Source organism: Candidatus Planktophila versatilis, assembly GCF_002288265.1.
In the GTDB taxonomy this organism is placed as follows: domain Bacteria; phylum Actinomycetota; class Actinomycetes; order Nanopelagicales; family Nanopelagicaceae; genus Planktophila; species Planktophila versatilis.
This window is the reverse complement of the sequence record NZ_CP016778.1, coordinates 536,648-554,581: the sequence shown is the minus strand read 5'-3', so window position 1 is coordinate 554,581 and position 17,934 is coordinate 536,648. Positions and strand designations below refer to the sequence as shown.

The window sequence follows — 17,934 nt, the reverse complement described above, 5'->3', positions numbered from 1 at the left end:
TCAGAGCTAGTGCGCACCTGTTCCTAGGTATGCCTCGCGCACAGCTGGATCATTTAATAGATCTGCAGCTTTTGCTTCCTTAGTGACATTTCCAGTTTCCAGGATGTATGCACGGTGTGCGCGCTGGAGAGCCTGCTGGGCATTTTGCTCAACCAGGAGAATTGTTACGCCCTGCTTATTGATCTCTGTGATGATGCGGAAGATATTTGCAATCATCTGTGGTGCTAGCCCCATAGATGGCTCATCAAGGAGTAATACCTTCGGACGAGCCATGAGAGCACGACCCATTGCAAGCATCTGCTGTTCGCCACCTGAAAGAGTTCCGCCTGCTTGTGATACACGCTCTTTTAAACGTGGGAATAAGGTGTAAACACGGTCAAGGTCTTCATCCATTTCGGCCTTACGATTCTTGCGGTTGAACTTTCCCATCTCAAGATTTTCAAGAACTGTCATACCGGGAAAAATTCCGCGACCTTCAGGAACTTGCGAGATACCGAGATCAACCCGCTTATGTGCAGGAATCTTGTTGATATCTTCACCGTCAAATGTGATGCTTCCGCTGGAAACTGGACGAAGACCAGAGATGGTCTTAAGAATTGTTGTCTTACCTGCGCCGTTAGCGCCGATGAGAGTGACAATCTCACCTTGATTGACAACAACTGATACACCTTTGATCGCCTCAATCTTGCCGTAGTGAACTCGAAGGTCCTTAATTTCAAGATTCATCTGCAGGCACTCCCAGGTAAGCCTCAATTACTCGAGGGTCATTTTGCACAACCGATGGAAGATCATCTGCAATCTTCTGACCAAAATCCAGCACTGCAACACGATCAGAGATTCCCATGATAAGCGACATATCGTGTTCAATCAAAAGCACGGTATATCCCTTATCACGAATCTTCTTAATCAACTCAGCAAGTGCTACTTTTTCAGCTGGATTAAATCCCGCAGCTGGTTCATCAAGAAGTAACAATTGTGGCTCCGTGCCGAGTGCTCGAGCAATTTCAAGACGACGCTGATCTCCGTATGGAAGATTCTTGGCTAATTGATCTGCGCGGTGATCGATTCCCATGAATTTTAAGAGCTCATGTGCACGCGCCTTGCTCTCTTTTTCCTCACGTCGATTAAGAGGTGTACCGAAGAGGGCACGAACGAGGCCCGTCTTCTTATGAACGTCGGTCGCAGTAATGACATTTTCAAGGGCCGTCATATCCCCAAAGAGGCGAACATTTTGGAATGTACGTGCCAAGCCTGACTTTGTTACTTGGTGGCGCTTCAAACCTTTGAGGTTCTTGCCGCCGAAGATAATGTCTCCAGATGTAATCGGATAAACACCGGTCACGACGTTAAAAACTGTTGTCTTGCCGGCACCATTTGGTCCGATGAGCGCACAGATTTCACCTTCGTTGACATGGAAGTTGACCTCATTGAGAGCGGTCACGCCACCAAACTTAATGGTGACATTTTTGAGTTCAAGGAGTTTCTTTGACATTTACTTTGAGCTCTTCTCTGAAATTTTTTCTCGCTTCTTGCGAGGCAAGAGTCCGTCGGGACGCAAATTCATCATTAAGACAAGCACGATACCAAAGACAAGCTGTCGGGAGTCAGCCAAGAATCGAATACGTTCTGGCAAGAAGGCCAGAACGGAAGCACCAAGAACTACACCCCAGATATTTCCAATTCCACCAAATACGACACAAGCAAGAATGAAAATAGATATGTCAAACTTAAACATATCTGGTGAGATCACCATGACCTTCGATGCAAAGATTACGCCTGCCGCTCCACCGACTGCTGCACCAATCACAAATGACCAGAGCTTATAAACAAGGGTATTCACGCCCATCAACTCTGCAACATCTTCATCTTGACGAATCGCTTCCCAGGCACGCCCTGGACGACGCACCGTAAAGCGACGAATCATCCAGATTGTTAAGAGGATAAGCGCAAAAACGACCCAGAAAAAATTCTGAGGATGCATGATGTCAAACTTGAGCCCAAAGAAACCTGGAGGATTAGGAATACCTGCAATTCCGCTAGGTCCGCCAGTTACTTCGAGATTCAGCGCAACGATTCGGACAATCTCTCCGAATCCAAGAGTGATGATAGCTAAATAATCTCCGCGAAGGCGAAGGGCTGGCAACCCAAGAAGGACTCCCGAGATCATGGCGAAGCCGATACCGAATGGAAGGATTACCCACGTGCTCCAACCGAAGAAGGTCGAGAGTATTGCCTGGCTATAGGCACCGATTGCAAAGAATGCGATATACCCAAGATCCAGGAGACCAGACTTGCCGACCACAATATTGAGACCAAGGGCCATCAGAACAAACATGCCGACTGGATAAACCAATACGTTCTGGAAAGAGGTAATTGGGGTATTCATAAAGCTTGTTGGTCCCCAAGATGCGGCGAATGGGAGAAGCGAGACGAGTGAAATCACCGCAAGGACGAAGAGAGTTCGGGTCGGACGGTTCCATCCGTCCCAGATAGAGGCACCTAAATCGCGAAGATTGAAACTCTTTAATCGGCTCATGATCATGTCCTCGTCTGCTGAACGGCTTCACCAAAGAGGCCGTTTGGCTTAAATAGTAGAACTACTACGAGCACCACGAAAACAGTGATTGCCTTCCACTGCGAACCAAGAATTGCTGAAGCAAATTGTTCGAGCATGCCCAGGGCGAGGCCGCCATAAAAGGCACCACGAAGGTTTCCAATTCCACCTAGAACTGCTGCAGTAAATGCAGCTATGCCCATGTTAAATCCAACGTTAAAGACTGTGTTTTCATAGACTGTCGTGTAAAGAAATGCTGCGGCACCAGTAGTGAGACCACCAATACAGAAAGTCAATGTAATCACCTGGTTGATATTGATTCCCATCAACTTCGAATTCTCTTCTGACATGGACACGGCACGGATAGATTTTCCAAGTCGAGACTTCGTGACAAATCGATCAAGAATGAGGAATATCAAGATTGGCATCACAATCGCCATAACTTGATCAATTCTAAAATTGGCGCCCGCAACTTCACCGAAGCTCCACTTATCAAGTAAACGAGGTGCAATTTGACCCCTTGCACCGGTAAGCATGCTAAATCCTTCAAGTAATGCAATTGAAACACCGATTGCAGAAATCAGAGAAGCAAGTCTATTTGCTCCTCGAGCGCGAAGGCGACGATAAGCCACGAGCTCGACCAGAATTGCAAGCAAGGCGCACACAATCATTGATCCAATAAGCGAAATCGCAAGATACGCAATCAATTTGACGCCATGAAGGGCTGGCTGGCCTATTGGAACCCCAAGGATATTTATCTGTAAATAGAGAACTGAAAATGTTCCGACCATGAATACTTCAGAGTTTGCAAAATTAATAAGTCTCAAAACTCCGTACACCATCGTGTATCCGAGTGAGACAAGGGAATAAATGAGCCCCAGTGCTAGTCCTTGAAAAGCGAGTGACCAGAACTGGCTACCGATAACTGAAAAATTCATGTGAGCCCATCTGATAAGTGTTGAAATTTGAGAAGCGTGGCCACCGCTAGATATTCCTAGCGGAGGCCACGCCTACTACACAGTTTTAAGAAATTCCAGCGAAATTAGAAATCGACTGTGTCGAAGACAATTGCGCCATTCTTAACGTACCAACCAGCAACTGCTGCTGCAACTGTTGGGTCGCCGTAACGGTCAAACCGGAACTTTGTCTTGTCAGCAGCTGTGAATGTACCTGAGTTCACGCACACCTGAATAGCTGGACGAGTCAATTTTCCTTCCTTGATGCACTGAATGAATACGTTTGTAGCTGTCCATGCTGTTTCAGCATAAAGTCCTGGAACCTTGACCCCAGTTACCTTTGTGAAGTCAGCAAGTTCTGCAGCTGTCAACAATGTATCGAAAGGAACTGAAGCGGCAGACATACGAACGCCTTCAGCAATTGTCGCTCCACCAGCAAGCTTAATGAAATCAGATGTGTTGATTCCGTCGCCACCAGCGAAGATACCTGTATATCCGCCAGCTCTAAGAGCCTTAACGAATGGGCCTGCGTCATAGTCATAACCACCGAATACAACGACGTTTGCATCAGATGCCTTAATCTTTGCAACAACTGATGACCAGTCTGCAGTCTTTTGAGCAACTGAATCTGTTCCAACGATCGTGCCAAGCTTCTTGGCAATTGGTGTTACGTCTTTCTTGATAAGCGGAGAACCGTATGGTGACTGATCGTCAACCAAGAAGTACTTAGGTGCCTTGACGCCACGTGCTGCGTACTTAGCAAGTGCTGGACCCTGGAATCCGTCGTTAGCAACAACGCGGTGGAAAATTGGGAAGCCGTTTGACTTTGACTTACGGTCTGTAAGGTCAACAGCTGAAGCTGATGGAGCAACCATTGTTAGGCCAGCAGCCTTGTATGCAGGAAATGAGTTACGAGCTTCACCAGAACATGCTGTTCCGATAACGCCGATAATTCCCTTATCTGCAGCAACTCCAGGAGCAACGTTCGCTGCGACTGTTCCGTCACACTGAGCATCTGCCTTTACGAGTTCAATCTTTACCTTTGGGTTTGTACGGTTGTACTGATCAATAGCCCAGATAGCACCTGGAATCTGATCCAAACCTAGTGCTGCAGCGCCACCTGTAAGTGGGCCCATATATGCAAGCTTTACTGACTTCTTTGGTGCTGCGTTCGCTGGAGCTGTTGCAACTGCACCGAATGCAAGTGTTGCAGCAGCAGCTATTGCGAAGCCGCTTACGATCTTCTTATTCATGTATTGCCTTCCTGTTTCGTATTTCATGTGTCCCGGGACAGGGAAGTGCTAAGAGTAATGCTCAACCCGCACTTGAGACAAGGCGGAATTCCGGCCTTTCCCGCATGAGTTATTACTTTTGGATTACAAAAAGGCTGGAAATCGGCCTATTTATCCAGGGCGGCTTCAGGTGAAATCACGGCCTGGGCGACCTCTTTCATACTGAGGCGCCGGTCCATCGCCGCCCGCTGAATCCAGGAAAATGCCTCTGGCTCTGAAAGGTTTAGCGCCTTCATCAAGATTCCTTTAGCACGATCGATTATTTTGCGAGTCTCTAGTCGCTCGTGTAGGTCAGCAACTTCAACTGCCAGTGATTGCATCTGTGTGTGGCGACTGATGGCAATTTCGATAGCGGGAACAAGATCACCGATAGTAAATGGTTTAACCACATATGCCATTACTCCAGCATCTCGCGCGCGGTCAATGAGCTCACGTTGGCTAAATGCTGTGAGCATTAATACTGGAGCAGTTGCAATGATCTTTTCGGCCGCAGAAATGCCATCAAGCACCGGCATCTTCACATCAAGGATTGCCAGATCTGGTTGGTGTTCTAGCGCTAACGCAATTGCTTCTTCGCCGTTAGTTGCTTGGGCAATTACTTCATAACCCGCCTCTTGCAACATTTCCACGAGGTCCATGCGAATCAGAGCTTCATCTTCGGCGACCAGAATTCTGACAGCCTTCTTGGCACTCGTTTCATTGCTCATGTGCCTCGAGTCGGATTCGAACCGACACTATGCAGTGTTTGAGACTGCCCTCTCTACCGTTGGAGTACCGAGGCGTGAGCCCATATCGTATTAGAAGTCGGCAGATAGGTGAAACGGTGAGCGTTGTGGATTAACGATAAGCAGGAACAACGCCGTTCACGGCATCACCCACAATGTGTACTCGCATCGCATTCGTTGAACCAGGTATTCCTGGTGGAGATCCAGCGACAATCACGACAGGCTCGCCTATTTCAGCACGCTTTCCATCGATAAGGATTTTATCTGCTTGTAGAACCATCTCATCAGTGTGCTTGACCATCGAAATTATCAATGACTCAACGCCCCACGTCAATGCCAGCCGGTTATAGGTACCGACATCAGGAGTGATTGCAATGATAGGAATCGGTGAACGAAGTCGTGAAATACGACGCGCAGAGTCACCAGATTGAGTAAATGTCACCAGGAACTTGGCACCCAGAATTTCCCCTACTTCTGCTGCCGCCTTTGTGATTGCGCCACCTTTAGTACGTGGGTTATTGGTAAGTGGGCGAATTCGAGCTAGGCCTAGCTCTTCAGTGCGCTCGATAATGCGTGCCATAGTTTCAACCGCCTGGATCGCAAATTCACCAATAGAAGTTTCACCGGAGAGCATGAGCGCATCTGCGCCATCGAGTACCGCATTTGCACAGTCAGTTGCTTCAGCGCGCGTAGGAGAAGAGTTGGAAATCATGGAATCCAGCATCTGTGTTGCAACTATGACTGGTTTTGCCGCATCACGAGAGAGTTCGACGCAGCGCTTTTGCACCATCGGAACATCTTCAATCGGCAGCTCAACACCGAGGTCGCCACGAGCAACCATAATTCCATCGAAGGCGGCGATAATTTCTTCCAGATTTGCTACTGCTTGAGGTTTTTCAATCTTGGCAATAACAGGTACGCGGATTCCCACCTCGTCCATGATTGCGTGCACATCTTTCACATCTGCGGCATTACGAACAAATGAAAGTGCGATGAAATCAGCGCCAGCACGGAGTCCCCAGCGCAAGTCATTCTCATCTTTTTCCGACATCGCTGGCACCGAGACGGCAACACCCGGCAAGTTAATTCCCTTGTTATTGCTCACTGAGCCAGGCTGAATACATTTGGTGATGACATCGTTACCTTTTACTTCGATGACTTCAACTGTCACTTTTCCATCATCAATAAGAATACGATCGCCAGCTTTGCAATCTCCAGGCAGACCTTTATAGGTAGTACCAACGCGCTCTTTTGTTCCAGCAACTTCATCGGTAGTAATGGTGAAGATATCCCCACGTGATAGCTCGTGTGGTCCGTTTTCAAATCGAGCTAAACGAATCTTTGGTCCTTGCAAATCAACCAGAACTGCAACAGCTTTTCCCGCCTCTTTCGCAGCTGCACGCACTCGGTCTAGGCGCCCTTGGTGTTCTTCATAGGAACCATGGGAGAGATTTAAGCGAGCCATATTCATTCCGGCTTCGATGAGCTCCTTTACTTTCTCTGGAGACTCAACTGCTGGACCTAAGGTGCAAACTATTTTTGCGCGACGCATGTGATTACCCTATCTAGGCTTGTGGTGAAGTTACGGCGTCGCTGACGTGAACTTCGGGTGTAATGGCGATTAAGCCACTGGGTTAAACCTGATTTAAACCATTAGCGAGCGAGTAGTGGGCTCAATCGGTGAAGGTAACTGCGTCTCCCCCACGAGGTAGCGATCTACAGCTGCAGCAGCTGCGCGACCTTCGGCTATCGCCCAGACAATCAGTGATTGCCCGCGCCCAGCATCTCCTGCCACGAAGATTCCTTCTTCAGTTGATTGGAAATTCTCATCGCGGGAAATATTGCCACGATCATCATGACCAACTTCAAGTTGTTCGATGATGGCAGACTTTTCTGGTCCAGTGAATCCCATAGCTAGGAAGACAAAGTCCGCCGGAATCTCGCGCTCAGTGCCTGGAACAGGTTCGAACTTTCCATTTTCAAACTTAGTTTCCACAATCTTAAGAGCTTTAAGGTTCCCGTTTCCATCGCCAATAAATTCTTGTGTGCTCACTGAGAAGACTCGGTTGTCGAGTTCTTCGTGTGCACTAGATACGCGATAGATCATTGGGTAGGTCGGCCAAGGTTGTGATGAAGGACGTTCATCTGTTGGACGCGGCATAATTTCAATTTGCGTGATGCTGGCCGCACCTTGTCGAATCGAAGTGCCTAAGCAATCCGCGCCGGTATCTCCGCCACCAAGAATGACTACATGTTTTCCAGCAACATTGATAGGTGACTCTTCGATTTCTCCCAAAGCTTGCTTATTTCCCCAAGGAAGAAATTCCATCGCTTGGTAGATGCCCTTATTTTCTCGTCCTGGAATTGGAAGATCACGCCACTGCGTTGCACCAATGGCAAGGACGATTGCATCGTAGGTGCTGCGAAGTTGGGCACCAGTGAGATCCACACCGATATCAACACCTGGGCGGAATCGAGTTCCCTCTTGCTCCATCTGTGCAAGGCGGCGATCAACGATGTGCTTCTCCATCTTAAATTCTGGTATTCCGTAACGAAGGAGTCCACCAATTTTATCTGCTCGCTCATAGACAGCAACTGTGTGTCCAGCGCGAGTAAGTTGTTGCGCCGCAGCTAACCCGGCAGGGCCAGAGCCAATGACAGCCACAGTCTTTCCAGTAAGACGCTCAGGGGCTAAGGGCTTTACGTTGTTATCATCAAATGCTTCTTCAATGGTGCGAAGTTCAATCTGCTTAATGGTGACTGCATCACGGTTAATTCCGACAACACACGCTGTTTCACATGGCGCAGGACATAGTCGACCCGTGAACTCAGGGAAATTATTAGTAACGTGCAGACGATCAATAGCTTCGACTTTATCGCCACGAAAAATCAGGTCATTCCACTCTGGAATCAGGTTTCCTAGCGGGCAGCCAGAGTGGCAGAACGGAATTCCACAATCCATACAGCGACCTGCCTGCTTTTGCAGATGCTCCATCGACTGTGGTTCATAGACCTCACGCCAATCTTGAATACGAACATCGACCGGACGTCGCTTTGGCGTCTCGCGCGGAGTCGTCATAAATCCTTTTGGATCAGCCATTTGCTGCAACCTCCATTACATACTCGTCAACTGGTAAACCTTCTCGGTTAGCCTTCTCAATCGCTGCTAGCACGCGAGCATAATCACGAGGCATAATCAGTGAGAAGCGCGCAAGCTCTGTCTCCCAATTCTTAAGGATTGATTCCGCAATCTCAGAACCTGTTTCAACGTGGAAAGAAGATAGCAAGGCGCGCAGGTTTTCACGCTGATCTGCCGGCACTGCCAAGACATCAACCATCTCGGTATTAACGATTGCGGTATCAAGGTCTAATACGAAAGCACGTCCACCAGACATACCTGCTGCAATATTTCGGCCAGTTTTGCCGAGAATGACCACTGTGCCACCAGTCATGTATTCAAGTGCGTGATCGCCCACGCCTTCAACAATTGCAGTAGCGCCAGAGTTGCGCACACAGAATCTTTCACCAGCAAGGCCGCGGATGTAGATATCTCCTGATGTTGCTCCGTAGCCGATGACGTTTCCGGAAATTACATTTGATTCAGATTTAAATGTGGCCTTCTCATCTGGGCGCACGATTACTCGGCCCCCTGAAATTCCCTTGCCCACATAATCATTGGCATCTCCATACATACGAATGGTTAGCCCCTGTGGAATAAATGCACCCAGTGATTGGCCCGCAGATCCATGCAGCGTCACATCAATAGTTCCGGCAGGAAGTCCTTCGGACCCATAACGACGTGTGATCTCTGCACCCAACATTGTTCCCACGGTACGGTTCACATTTCGCACCGGCACATCGATGCGCACAGATTCTTTGGACTCAAGTGCTGCCTTTGATAGCTCGATGAGCTTGTTATCAAGTGCTGCTGCTAATCCGTGATCTTGCTTAGTGGTGTTATGCAATGGTGAATCTACATCAGGACGCATTAGAAGTGGAGAAAGATCTAAACCGCTCGCCTTCCAGTGATCAATAGCGGCGCGGGTATCAAGGTTTTCCACGTGGCCAATTGCCTCAAGTAATGTCTTGTAACCAAGGGATGCCAAAATTTCACGAACTTCTTCGGCAATGTATTCAAAGAATGTCTCAACAAATTCAGGCTTTCCAGAGAACTTCTTACGTAGTTCTGGGTTCTGGGTAGCGATACCGACCGGACATGTATCTAGGTGGCATACGCGCATCATGATGCAACCAGAGACAACCAATGGCGCAGTTGCAAAACCGAATTCTTCTGCACCCAATAGTGCTGCAATTACTACATCGCGACCTGTCTTCATCTGGCCATCTGCCTGCACAACGATGCGATCACGCAAGTTGTTAAGCAGCAGCGTCTGTTGGGTTTCGGCAAGCCCTAGCTCCCATGGAGCGCCCGCATGCTTAAGTGAAGTCAGTGGAGATGCACCTGTTCCACCATCATGGCCAGAGATCAGAACAACATCTGCGTGTGCTTTAGAGACACCAGCTGCAACGGTTCCCACGCCCACTTCAGCAACAAGCTTGACGTGAACACGTGCATCCTTGTTAGCATTCTTTAAATCGTGAATCAATTGCGCTAAATCTTCAATCGAATAAATATCGTGATGAGGCGGTGGGGAAATGAGTCCCACACCGGGAGTTGAAAGACGTGCTTGTGCAATCCATGGATAGACCTTGAATCCAGGAAGTTGCCCACCTTCGCCAGGCTTAGCACCCTGTGCCACTTTGATCTGAATATCTGTGGCGTTCATGAGGTAATTACTTGTCACACCAAAACGACCGGAAGCAACTTGCTTGATGGCACTGTTCTTGGAATCACCGTTAGCCATCGGAAGGAAGCGCGAAGCATCTTCTCCGCCTTCACCTGTATTTGATTTACCACCGATGCGGTTCATGGCAATAGCCAGCGTCTCATGGACTTCTTGTGAAACCGAGCCATAAGACATCGCGCCAGTTGAGAATCGCTTCACAATTTCAGAAATTGGCTCAACTTCATCAATAGAGATTGGCGCGCGCTGTGAGGTGTTAAATGCAAAGAGCCCACGCAGAGTCATCAGAGTTTTACTCTGATCATTAACCTGATTGGTATAGCGCTTGAAGATGTCATAGCGTTTATTGCGAGTTGCATGCTGAAGTGCGAAAACAGTCTCTGGATTAAATAAATGTGGCTCACCATCGCGGCGCCACTGATATTCCCCGCCAACGGCCAAGCGCTTGGCGCCAGGAATCTCTCCACCTACCGGGTATGCCAGGTGATGACGTCTGATTGTCTCTTGCGCGATGACATCCAAACTCACTCCACCTAAGCGAGAAGTGGTTCCGACGAAGTATTCGTCAACGAGATCTTGACCCAAACCAATAGCTTCAAAGACCTGCGCTCCGGTATAGGAGGCGATAGTTGAAATACCCATCTTGGACATTACTTTAAGAACGCCTTTGCCCAGCGCCTTAATAACGTTGGCAACCGCCTTTTCCGGGGTAATGCCGGTAATAACTCCTTGCGTTACTAAATCTTCGGCAGTTTCCATTACTAGGTATGGATTTACTGCAGCTGCGCCATAACCAATCAGAAGTGCAACGTGGTGAACTTCTCGAACATCGCCCGCTTCAACAACGAGGCCAACTTTGGTACGAGTCTTCTCGCGAATGAGGTGGTGGTGAACAGCGGCGGTAAGTAGCAGTGACGGAATTGGGCAATCCTCGGCATCGCCATCGCGATCTGAGAGCACGATAATATGTGCGCCATTAGCAATCGCTTGGGAAACTTCCTTCTTAATCTCTTCCAAACGAGTCTGCAGGGTGTTGCCATCACCTGTGACCGGGAAGAGTCCCCGAACGACGTAGGACTCAAGTTCAGGATAATTATCATCGGCATTAACGTGAATAATCTTTGCTAGCTCATCGTTGTTAATTACCGGAAAGGCAATGGAAATCTGGCGGCATGACTCAGGACCAGGATCAAGCAGATTGTGTTCTGGACCGATAGCTCCACCCAAGCTTGTTACTAACTCTTCGCGAATAGCATCCAGTGGCGGATTAGTTACTTGCGCAAAGAGCTGAGTGAAGTAATCAAAGAGCAGGCGTGGCTTTGCCGATAGGGCAGCGATAGGCGTATCAGTTCCCATGGAACCAAGTGCTTCTCCCCCGCCTTTAGCCATCGGAGTGACGATAATTTTAATTTCTTCCTCTGTATATCCAAATGCCTTTTGACGGCGCAGCACTGACTTATGCGGATAGACAATATGTTCGCGCGCCGGAAGATCAGAAAGTCTGATCATTCCATCGGCTAACCAGCTGCCATATGGGGCTGCATCAGCTAGTGAATCTTTAATCTCATCATCTTCAATAATGCGGCCAGCTTCGATATCAACAAGGAACATTTTTCCTGGTTGCAAACGACCCTTACGGACAATCTTCTCCGCTGGAATATCAAGAACGCCTACTTCAGATGCCAGAACAACGAGACCGTCAGCTGTTACCCAGTATCGAGATGGGCGAAGTCCATTGCGATCCAGCACAGCGCCCACTTGGTGGCCATCTGTGAAAGTAACGCAGGCTGGTCCATCCCATGGCTCCATCAATGATGAATGAAATGCATAGAAGTCGCGACGCTTCTGGGACATGGTCGCGTGGTTCTCCCAGGCTTCTGGAATCATCATCAAAACTGCGTGTGGGAGTGAGCGACCACCGAGATAGAGAAGTTCTAGTACTTCATCAAATGAAGCTGAGTCAGAACCTGACATTTCAACGATAGGAAATAGTCGGGTTAGATCTTTGCCTAAGACATCACTTTCAAGAAGTGATTCGCGAGCTCGCATCCAATTTCTATTTCCCTTTACTGTGTTGATTTCGCCGTTGTGGGCGATGAATCGATATGGGTGGGCAAGTGGCCATGATGGGAAGGTATTGGTAGAAAAACGTGAGTGCACCAGAGCCAGTGGTGAAACAACTCGAGTATCACTGAGATCTGGGAAGAATTCTTCTAATTGTCCGGTTGTCAGCATGCCCTTGTAAACAATTGTCTGTGATGACAATGAAGGGAAATAGAGATCAAGTGCGTGCTCAGCACGCTTGCGAAGTGCGAATGCCAAACGGTCAAGAATGATTCCTGCTTCATTTTTCTTTCCAGCAACGAAGAGTTGCTCAAAGCGCGGCATGACAGAGAGGGCGGTCTTTCCTAGAGCAGAAGAATTAATTGGTAGCTCGCGCCAACCAAGGACGGTGAGACCTTCTTCATCTGCAAGTTTGGTAATTTGCGTGCGAACCTCGGCGCCTTGTGCGATAAATGCAATTCCAGTTGCGTAGGATCCTTCGACAGGTAGCGTAAATGAAACTTCGGCGCGATAAAAAGCATCAGGGACTCGAATCAGAATTCCAGCACCATCACCACTATCTGGTTCCGCACCAGATGCGCCACGGTGTTCTAGATTGCGAAGTGCAGTAAGTGCTTTGGCAACAATGTCATGTGTAGCAATTTTATTTAAGGTGGCAACCATCGCAACGCCGCATGCATCGTGTTCTTGTGCGGGATCGTAAAGACCCTGTGCGACAGGATAATTCGATGAAAGTGCCATTCGCTGATGCCCCTCTATTTCTAGCTAACTCAGGGACATCATTGGCCCGACTATCTTAAAAACTATTGGTCAAAAGGGTAGCAAGGGGGTGCTTTAGATGCCACTCAAATGTAAGAGGTGACCAATCCCGGCGGTGATAGCCATACCCAACACGCCACCCGCAATAACTCGCAGTGTCGGGGTCAGTATCTTTGCCCCAGCTGTGCGCGCGCTCACAACTCCGGTAATTACCAGACCTACGATGGTGAATCCAACGATGCTCGATGCGGCTGCTCCGGAGGTCGGTGCGAATGCGCCCACAAATGGAATTAACCCTCCGAACGTAAATGCGATTGCCGACGCCACCGCTGCTTGCACTGGACGTGCCTTTGTATGCGGATGCTGACCTAGCTCATCGCGTAGATGCGCTTCCAATGGATTGCGCTCATGCATGGCATGAACAACCTGCACCGCAAGTTCACGAGATAGCCCGCGCTCCATATAGATATGTACAAGTTCTTCAAACTCGCCTTCCGGATCAATTGCTAGGTGCTCAATCTCCAGGAGCCTGTCTGATTCTTCAATATCATTTTGTGATCTAACCGAGACATATTCACCAACAGCCATCGACATCGCACCAGCGGCAATTCCGGCAGCACCTGCCGTGATAAGAAAACTCTGCTCACCAGCGCGCGCAGCTGCAACACCAATCATGAGCGAGGCAGTTGAAACTAAACCATCGTTTGCACCAAGAACGGCAGCCCGCAACCAACCGGCACGGTGGGTGCGGTGATGCAGATTGCGCTGGAATACATCCTCTAAAGCCATATGCGAATCCTACCTTGTCCGTCTATAAAACTTCAGAAATGCTGCACCTGCCCCAAGAAACAACAACCCGGCAACATATTGATTCAGGCGAAGGCCGGCAAAGGACTGTGCCGAATCAATACGTAGAGCTTCAAAGAAGAATCGCCCGAAGCAGTAAAGCGTGATGTAAAGCAGAAAGATTGATCCTGGGACTAGTCGCTTTCGCGCGGCGAGTAACACTGCGGCAATAAGAAAGCACCAAAGTGATTCATAGAGAAATGCGGGGTGAAAGGTTTCGAAGTTTTCATATCCAGCCGGGCGAGATTGCAGTGGAATTGAAAGTGCCCACGGTGCATCAAGTGGGCGACCAAAGAGCTCAGCATTAAACCAATTTCCCCAGCGCCCTATCGCCTGGGCAATTGCAATACCCGGTGCAAGTGCATCTGCAAAATAGGCAAAAGATGGCAAATCTTTCGCCGATGCAATTCTCTTATAGTAAAAAAAGGCAATCACACTACCGAGTGCAATCGCGCCCCAAATTCCAAGGCCACCATTCCAGATTTTGAAGATATCTAGAGTCCGAGAATTTGCACCAAAGTAATTATCAGGTGATGTCACTACGTGATAGAGACGGCCACCGATTACACCAGCAGGGATCGCAAAAACGGCAACATCTGCAACGACACCCACTCCTTGCGGGAAGGAGTTGAGAAATCTGCGATTGCCTAACCAGATTGCGAGTGCAACCCCGGCAATGATGCAGAGAGCATAGAAGTGGATAGTGAGCGGACCAATTTCAAACGCCGAAATAGTTGGCGTTGGAATTGCACTGCGCAAAAATTATCCGCGCTCTACAGCGGCGATAAAGAGAGCCGGATCGTAATAGGCATTGCGATCTAGTTCCTTACCGTTGATGAAGACCGTTGGAGTTGAATTCACATCACTCTGTGCAGCGGAGGCTTGCACATTACCCACCCAATCGGCATAGGTGCCATTGTTGACACACTTTTCATATTCTTTTGACTTAATGCCCACTGATTCACCGGCTGCAACAAGTGCTTCATTAGTCCAGGCTCCAGAATTTTCTCGAGGCTGAGTCTGATAGAGCATCTTGTGGAGAGCTAAGAATTTACCTTCGTCGGCCGAGCATGCTGCTGCATTGGCGGCGATAACGGATTCGGGGCCGAGAAATGAGAGAGTGTGAAAGACAACAGTTGCCTTCTTATCTTCAATTATTGAGCCAAGGTATTGACCTTGGGTTCCTTCAAAACGTGCGCAGCTAGGGCATTGGAAATCTTCATAAATATCAAGGACGGGAACGCCGGTGAGTTCACCATTAAAGACAATTCCATATCCTCGCTCTGCGGAAACACTCGCTGGAATCTTTGCAGCTAACTTGGTCTGCTTAGAGATAATCGTTGGTACGAGCATGATTAGGACTACACCGAGTACAACACCAATAACAAGGTTGCGAGTGAAGTTATCTTTTCCAGGTTGTGGCTTCGCGCTCATTTCATATCCCTTTTTCTAGAATCAGTTTCTGCGACGATTTATCAAGGCTAAATTTACTTTGTGGATAGCGAAAAAGATAAATCCCAAGGGCCAATAGGCCGGTGTCTCGTAGCAGTGGAGTGATGTAATTCGCAGTTCCAGGCTCAACCTGGCCTCCCCCTCCAAAGCAGCCACAGTCGATAGAAAGGCCTCGCGCCCACGCCTGTGAGATGCCAATAACAAAGACCACCATGAGCAAGGCGCTGAGCGCTGCTGTGATTCGAGTAGCTGCGCCGAGGATCAGAAGCAAACCCATCCCGATTTCAGCGAATGGCAGAACTATGCCGATGAAATTAGCTAGAGCGACAGGAAGCATCTCGTAGGCTCGCACAGCCATCTGCGATTTATCTACCTCATCGTATTTTAGGAATCCGGCAACAAGTAGAACTCCACCTAGAGTCAATCGTGCAGCGAGACCTAACCACGGCATAAATGCTTTCATCGTCCCTCACGTACTCCTTGTGCTAGTTGTTCCGCTAGTTCACGCACAGCAATTAAACCACTTGCTTCATCTTCTGACTCCAAAAGTTTATTGATAAATGCTGAGCCGACAATTACGCCGTCGGCATACCCTGCCACGCCCTTGGCTTGCTCTCTCGTGGAAACACCGAGTCCCACCGCCACCGCCGTATCCGTACTCTTTCGAATCCGAGCAACGAGATCTGGCGCACCGGATGAAACACTTGTGCGTGTTCCAGTCACACCCATCAGTGAAGCCGCATAGACAAAACCACTGCAATGATCAGTCACACTGGCAAGCCGTGCATCTTTCGTGCTTGGTGCAACAACGTAGATTGAGTTAATTTCACTTTGAGCAACGGCGGCCGTCCAGGCTGCTGATTCTTCTATAGTTAAATCGGGAGTAATAACACCAGAGCCACCGTTGTCTGAAATCGCTTGGGCAAACTTTTCTACTCCGTATTTTTCGATCGGGTTCCAATATGTCATCACAACTGCTGGCACACCTAAATCTGTGGCGTGCTTGAGTGCTTCGAAAACTTCCTTCGCCCCAGTGCCCTGCGATAACGCCCTATCGGCTGCAGCTTGGATCGTTGGGCCATCCATCACTGGATCGCTATAGGGAAAACCGATTTCGATTGCATCAACGCCACCATCGACAAATGCTTGAATTACCTTTTTGCATCCCTCTTGAGTGGGAAAACCTGCCGGGATGTAAGCAATAAGCGCTGCGCGATTTTCGCTGCGAACAGTGGTGAAAAGGGTTTCAAGCGGTGTGCTCATTTAGAGTGGAATTCCAAAATACTGCGCCGCAGTTTGCACATCTTTATCTCCGCGGCCAGAGAGATTAATCAGAATAATTGCATCAGGACCAAGTTCTTTACCCACCTGCATTGCACCAGCCAGAGCATGTGCTGTTTCAATCGCAGGAATGATTCCCTCAGTCTTTGAAAGAAGTGAGAAAGCTTCCATCGCCTGCGCGTCAGTGATAGCTCGGTATTCCGCTCTACCTAAGTCATGAAGGTAGGCATGTTCTGGGCCCACACCCGGATAATCAAGACCCGCCGAAATCGAATGAGATTCAATTGTCTGTCCATTGGCATCTTGTAATACATAAGTTCGATTTCCGTGGAGCACGCCAGGTGATCCACCAGTGATGGTCGCTGCATGTCGACCAGTTTCAACACCATCTCCTGCTGCTTCTAAACCAATCAGTCGTACAGATTCATCTGAAATAAAGCGATGGAAAATTCCAATTGCATTAGATCCACCACCCACGCATGCCATGACAGCATCTGGCAATCTCCCAGTCAACGCTAGTACTTGTTCGCGAGATTCTTCGCCGATAATTTTATGAAAATCACGGACCATAGATGGGAATGGATGCGGTCCGGCTACTGTGCCCAGCATGTAATGCGTTGTCTCAACATTGGTTACCCAATCGCGCATTGCTTCGTTAATTGCATCTTTGAGTGTGCGAGAACCAGACGTCACTGGAATAACTTCGGCGCCAAGTAACTTCATGCGCGCAACATTCAGTGATTGACGTCTTGTATCTTCTTCGCCCATGTAGACAACACATTCAAGACCCATCAATGCAGCAGCAGTTGCTGAAGCAACACCATGTTGACCGGCACCGGTCTCAGCAATAATGCGTTTCTTGCCCATTCGCTTTGTCAGAAGTGCTTGACCTAAAACGTTATTTATTTTATGACTTCCAGTGTGATTGAGATCTTCTCGCTTGAGCAGAATTCGCGCTCCACCTGCATGCTCAGCGAATCTTTTTGCCTCTGTAATGATGCTGGGACGACCGGTGTAAGTGCGATGTAGCTCTGCTAATTCGGCGATAAAAGTTGGATCGGTTTGGGCAAAAATTCTCGCCGCATCTAACTCTTCCAGTGCACCGATCAGTGCTTCGGGAACGAAACGACCGCCATAGGGACCAAAATGTCCGGCTATCTCGGCTAGCGCGTTCTCGGCAGTCGTAGTCATAAGCCCAAG

General features: G+C 48.7%; 15 protein-coding genes and 1 tRNA gene. All 16 read right to left on the bottom strand.

Going from position 1 to position 17,934, the window contains the following annotated elements; translation table 11 throughout:
- Positions 1–6: 6 nt before the first annotated feature.
- The 16 genes from A1sIIB76_RS02830 to trpB all read right to left on the bottom strand — a co-directional run bounded on the left by A1sIIB76_RS02830 (position 7) and on the right by trpB (position 17,925).
- On the bottom strand, positions 7–726 hold the full coding sequence (locus A1sIIB76_RS02830) for an ABC transporter ATP-binding protein (RefSeq protein WP_095696977.1): 720 nt from the start codon (positions 724–726) through the stop codon (positions 7–9).
- Positions 716–1,492 (bottom strand): ABC transporter ATP-binding protein, encoded by a 777-nt coding sequence (locus tag A1sIIB76_RS02825; RefSeq protein WP_095684641.1) that lies wholly within the window; start codon positions 1,490–1,492, stop codon positions 716–718. Before A1sIIB76_RS02825 ends, A1sIIB76_RS02830 begins: the two co-directional genes overlap by 11 nt.
- The gene (locus tag A1sIIB76_RS02820; protein WP_095697358.1) at positions 1,493–2,536 is read right to left on the bottom strand and encodes a branched-chain amino acid ABC transporter permease; all 1,044 of its coding nucleotides are present in this window, start codon (positions 2,534–2,536) and stop codon (positions 1,493–1,495) included.
- A gap of 2 nt (positions 2,537–2,538) precedes the next feature.
- On the bottom strand, positions 2,539–3,492 hold the full coding sequence (locus A1sIIB76_RS02815; protein ID WP_095684639.1) for a branched-chain amino acid ABC transporter permease: 954 nt from the start codon (positions 3,490–3,492) through the stop codon (positions 2,539–2,541).
- A 104-nt stretch (positions 3,493–3,596) separates the two neighbouring features.
- Positions 3,597–4,763, bottom strand: coding sequence for a branched-chain amino acid ABC transporter substrate-binding protein (locus tag A1sIIB76_RS02810; RefSeq protein WP_190279098.1), 1,167 nt, complete (start codon positions 4,761–4,763; stop codon positions 3,597–3,599).
- Between the two features lie 146 nt (positions 4,764–4,909).
- Complete coding sequence (locus A1sIIB76_RS02805) at positions 4,910–5,509, bottom strand: ANTAR domain-containing response regulator (RefSeq protein ID WP_095684637.1); 600 nt, start codon at positions 5,507–5,509, stop codon at positions 4,910–4,912.
- Position 5,510: 1 nt separating this feature from the next.
- Positions 5,511–5,583: transfer RNA gene (locus A1sIIB76_RS02800), tRNA-Leu, on the bottom strand.
- A gap of 56 nt (positions 5,584–5,639) precedes the next feature.
- Positions 5,640–7,079, bottom strand: coding sequence for a pyruvate kinase (gene pyk / locus A1sIIB76_RS02795; protein ID WP_095696976.1), 1,440 nt, complete (start codon positions 7,077–7,079; stop codon positions 5,640–5,642).
- Between the two features lie 93 nt (positions 7,080–7,172).
- Positions 7,173–8,627, bottom strand: coding sequence for a glutamate synthase subunit beta (locus A1sIIB76_RS02790; protein ID WP_095693569.1), 1,455 nt, complete (start codon positions 8,625–8,627; stop codon positions 7,173–7,175).
- The gene (gene gltB / locus A1sIIB76_RS02785) at positions 8,620–13,137 is read right to left on the bottom strand and encodes a glutamate synthase large subunit (RefSeq protein ID WP_095696975.1); all 4,518 of its coding nucleotides are present in this window, start codon (positions 13,135–13,137) and stop codon (positions 8,620–8,622) included. Before gltB ends, A1sIIB76_RS02790 begins: the two co-directional genes overlap by 8 nt.
- Positions 13,138–13,230: 93 nt before the next feature.
- Positions 13,231–13,944, bottom strand: coding sequence for a VIT1/CCC1 transporter family protein (locus A1sIIB76_RS02780; protein ID WP_095696974.1), 714 nt, complete (start codon positions 13,942–13,944; stop codon positions 13,231–13,233).
- 9 nt (positions 13,945–13,953) lie between these two features.
- A complete protein-coding gene (lgt, locus tag A1sIIB76_RS02775) occupies positions 13,954–14,760 on the bottom strand; it encodes a prolipoprotein diacylglyceryl transferase (RefSeq protein ID WP_095696973.1) in 807 nt (268 codons plus the stop codon).
- A 3-nt stretch (positions 14,761–14,763) separates the two neighbouring features.
- Positions 14,764–15,435: a DsbA family protein gene (locus tag A1sIIB76_RS02770; RefSeq protein WP_095696972.1), complete on the bottom strand. Its 672-nt coding sequence runs from the start codon at positions 15,433–15,435 to the stop codon at positions 14,764–14,766.
- Position 15,436: 1 nt separating this feature from the next.
- Positions 15,437–15,916, bottom strand: a complete 480-nt coding sequence (locus A1sIIB76_RS02765) for a MauE/DoxX family redox-associated membrane protein (RefSeq protein ID WP_095696971.1) — start codon at positions 15,914–15,916, stop codon at positions 15,437–15,439.
- Positions 15,913–16,716, bottom strand: coding sequence for a tryptophan synthase subunit alpha (gene trpA / locus A1sIIB76_RS02760; RefSeq protein WP_095696970.1), 804 nt, complete (start codon positions 16,714–16,716; stop codon positions 15,913–15,915). Before trpA ends, A1sIIB76_RS02765 begins: the two co-directional genes overlap by 4 nt.
- Positions 16,717–17,925 (bottom strand): tryptophan synthase subunit beta, encoded by a 1,209-nt coding sequence (gene trpB, locus A1sIIB76_RS02755; RefSeq protein ID WP_095696969.1) that lies wholly within the window; start codon positions 17,923–17,925, stop codon positions 16,717–16,719.
- Between the last annotated feature and the right edge of the window lie 9 nt (positions 17,926–17,934).

Excerpts from the sequence above, each read along its gene's own strand:
- A1sIIB76_RS02830 (WP_095696977.1), bottom strand. The coding sequence starts at position 726 with ATGAATCTTGAAATTAAGGACCTTCGAGTTCACTACGGCAAGATTGAG.
- A1sIIB76_RS02765 (WP_095696971.1), bottom strand. The coding sequence starts at position 15,916 with ATGAAAGCATTTATGCCGTGGTTAGGTCTCGCTGCACGATTGACTCTA.
- A1sIIB76_RS02780 (WP_095696974.1), bottom strand. The coding sequence starts at position 13,944 with ATGGCTTTAGAGGATGTATTCCAGCGCAATCTGCATCACCGCACCCAC.
- gltB (WP_095696975.1), bottom strand. The coding sequence starts at position 13,137 with ATGGCACTTTCATCGAATTATCCTGTCGCACAGGGTCTTTACGATCCC.
- pyk (WP_095696976.1), bottom strand. The coding sequence starts at position 7,079 with ATGCGTCGCGCAAAAATAGTTTGCACCTTAGGTCCAGCAGTTGAGTCT.
- A1sIIB76_RS02820 (WP_095697358.1), bottom strand. The coding sequence starts at position 2,536 with ATGAGCCGATTAAAGAGTTTCAATCTTCGCGATTTAGGTGCCTCTATC.
- A1sIIB76_RS02770 (WP_095696972.1), bottom strand. The coding sequence starts at position 15,435 with ATGAGCGCGAAGCCACAACCTGGAAAAGATAACTTCACTCGCAACCTT.
- trpB (WP_095696969.1), bottom strand. The coding sequence starts at position 17,925 with ATGACTACGACTGCCGAGAACGCGCTAGCCGAGATAGCCGGACATTTT.
- A1sIIB76_RS02790 (WP_095693569.1), bottom strand. The coding sequence starts at position 8,627 with ATGGCTGATCCAAAAGGATTTATGACGACTCCGCGCGAGACGCCAAAG.
- A1sIIB76_RS02815 (WP_095684639.1), bottom strand. The coding sequence starts at position 3,492 with ATGAATTTTTCAGTTATCGGTAGCCAGTTCTGGTCACTCGCTTTTCAA.
- A1sIIB76_RS02805 (WP_095684637.1), bottom strand. The coding sequence starts at position 5,509 with ATGAGCAATGAAACGAGTGCCAAGAAGGCTGTCAGAATTCTGGTCGCC.
- A1sIIB76_RS02825 (WP_095684641.1), bottom strand. The coding sequence starts at position 1,492 with ATGTCAAAGAAACTCCTTGAACTCAAAAATGTCACCATTAAGTTTGGT.
- trpA (WP_095696970.1), bottom strand. The coding sequence starts at position 16,716 with ATGAGCACACCGCTTGAAACCCTTTTCACCACTGTTCGCAGCGAAAAT.
- A1sIIB76_RS02810 (WP_190279098.1), bottom strand. The coding sequence starts at position 4,763 with ATGAATAAGAAGATCGTAAGCGGCTTCGCAATAGCTGCTGCTGCAACA.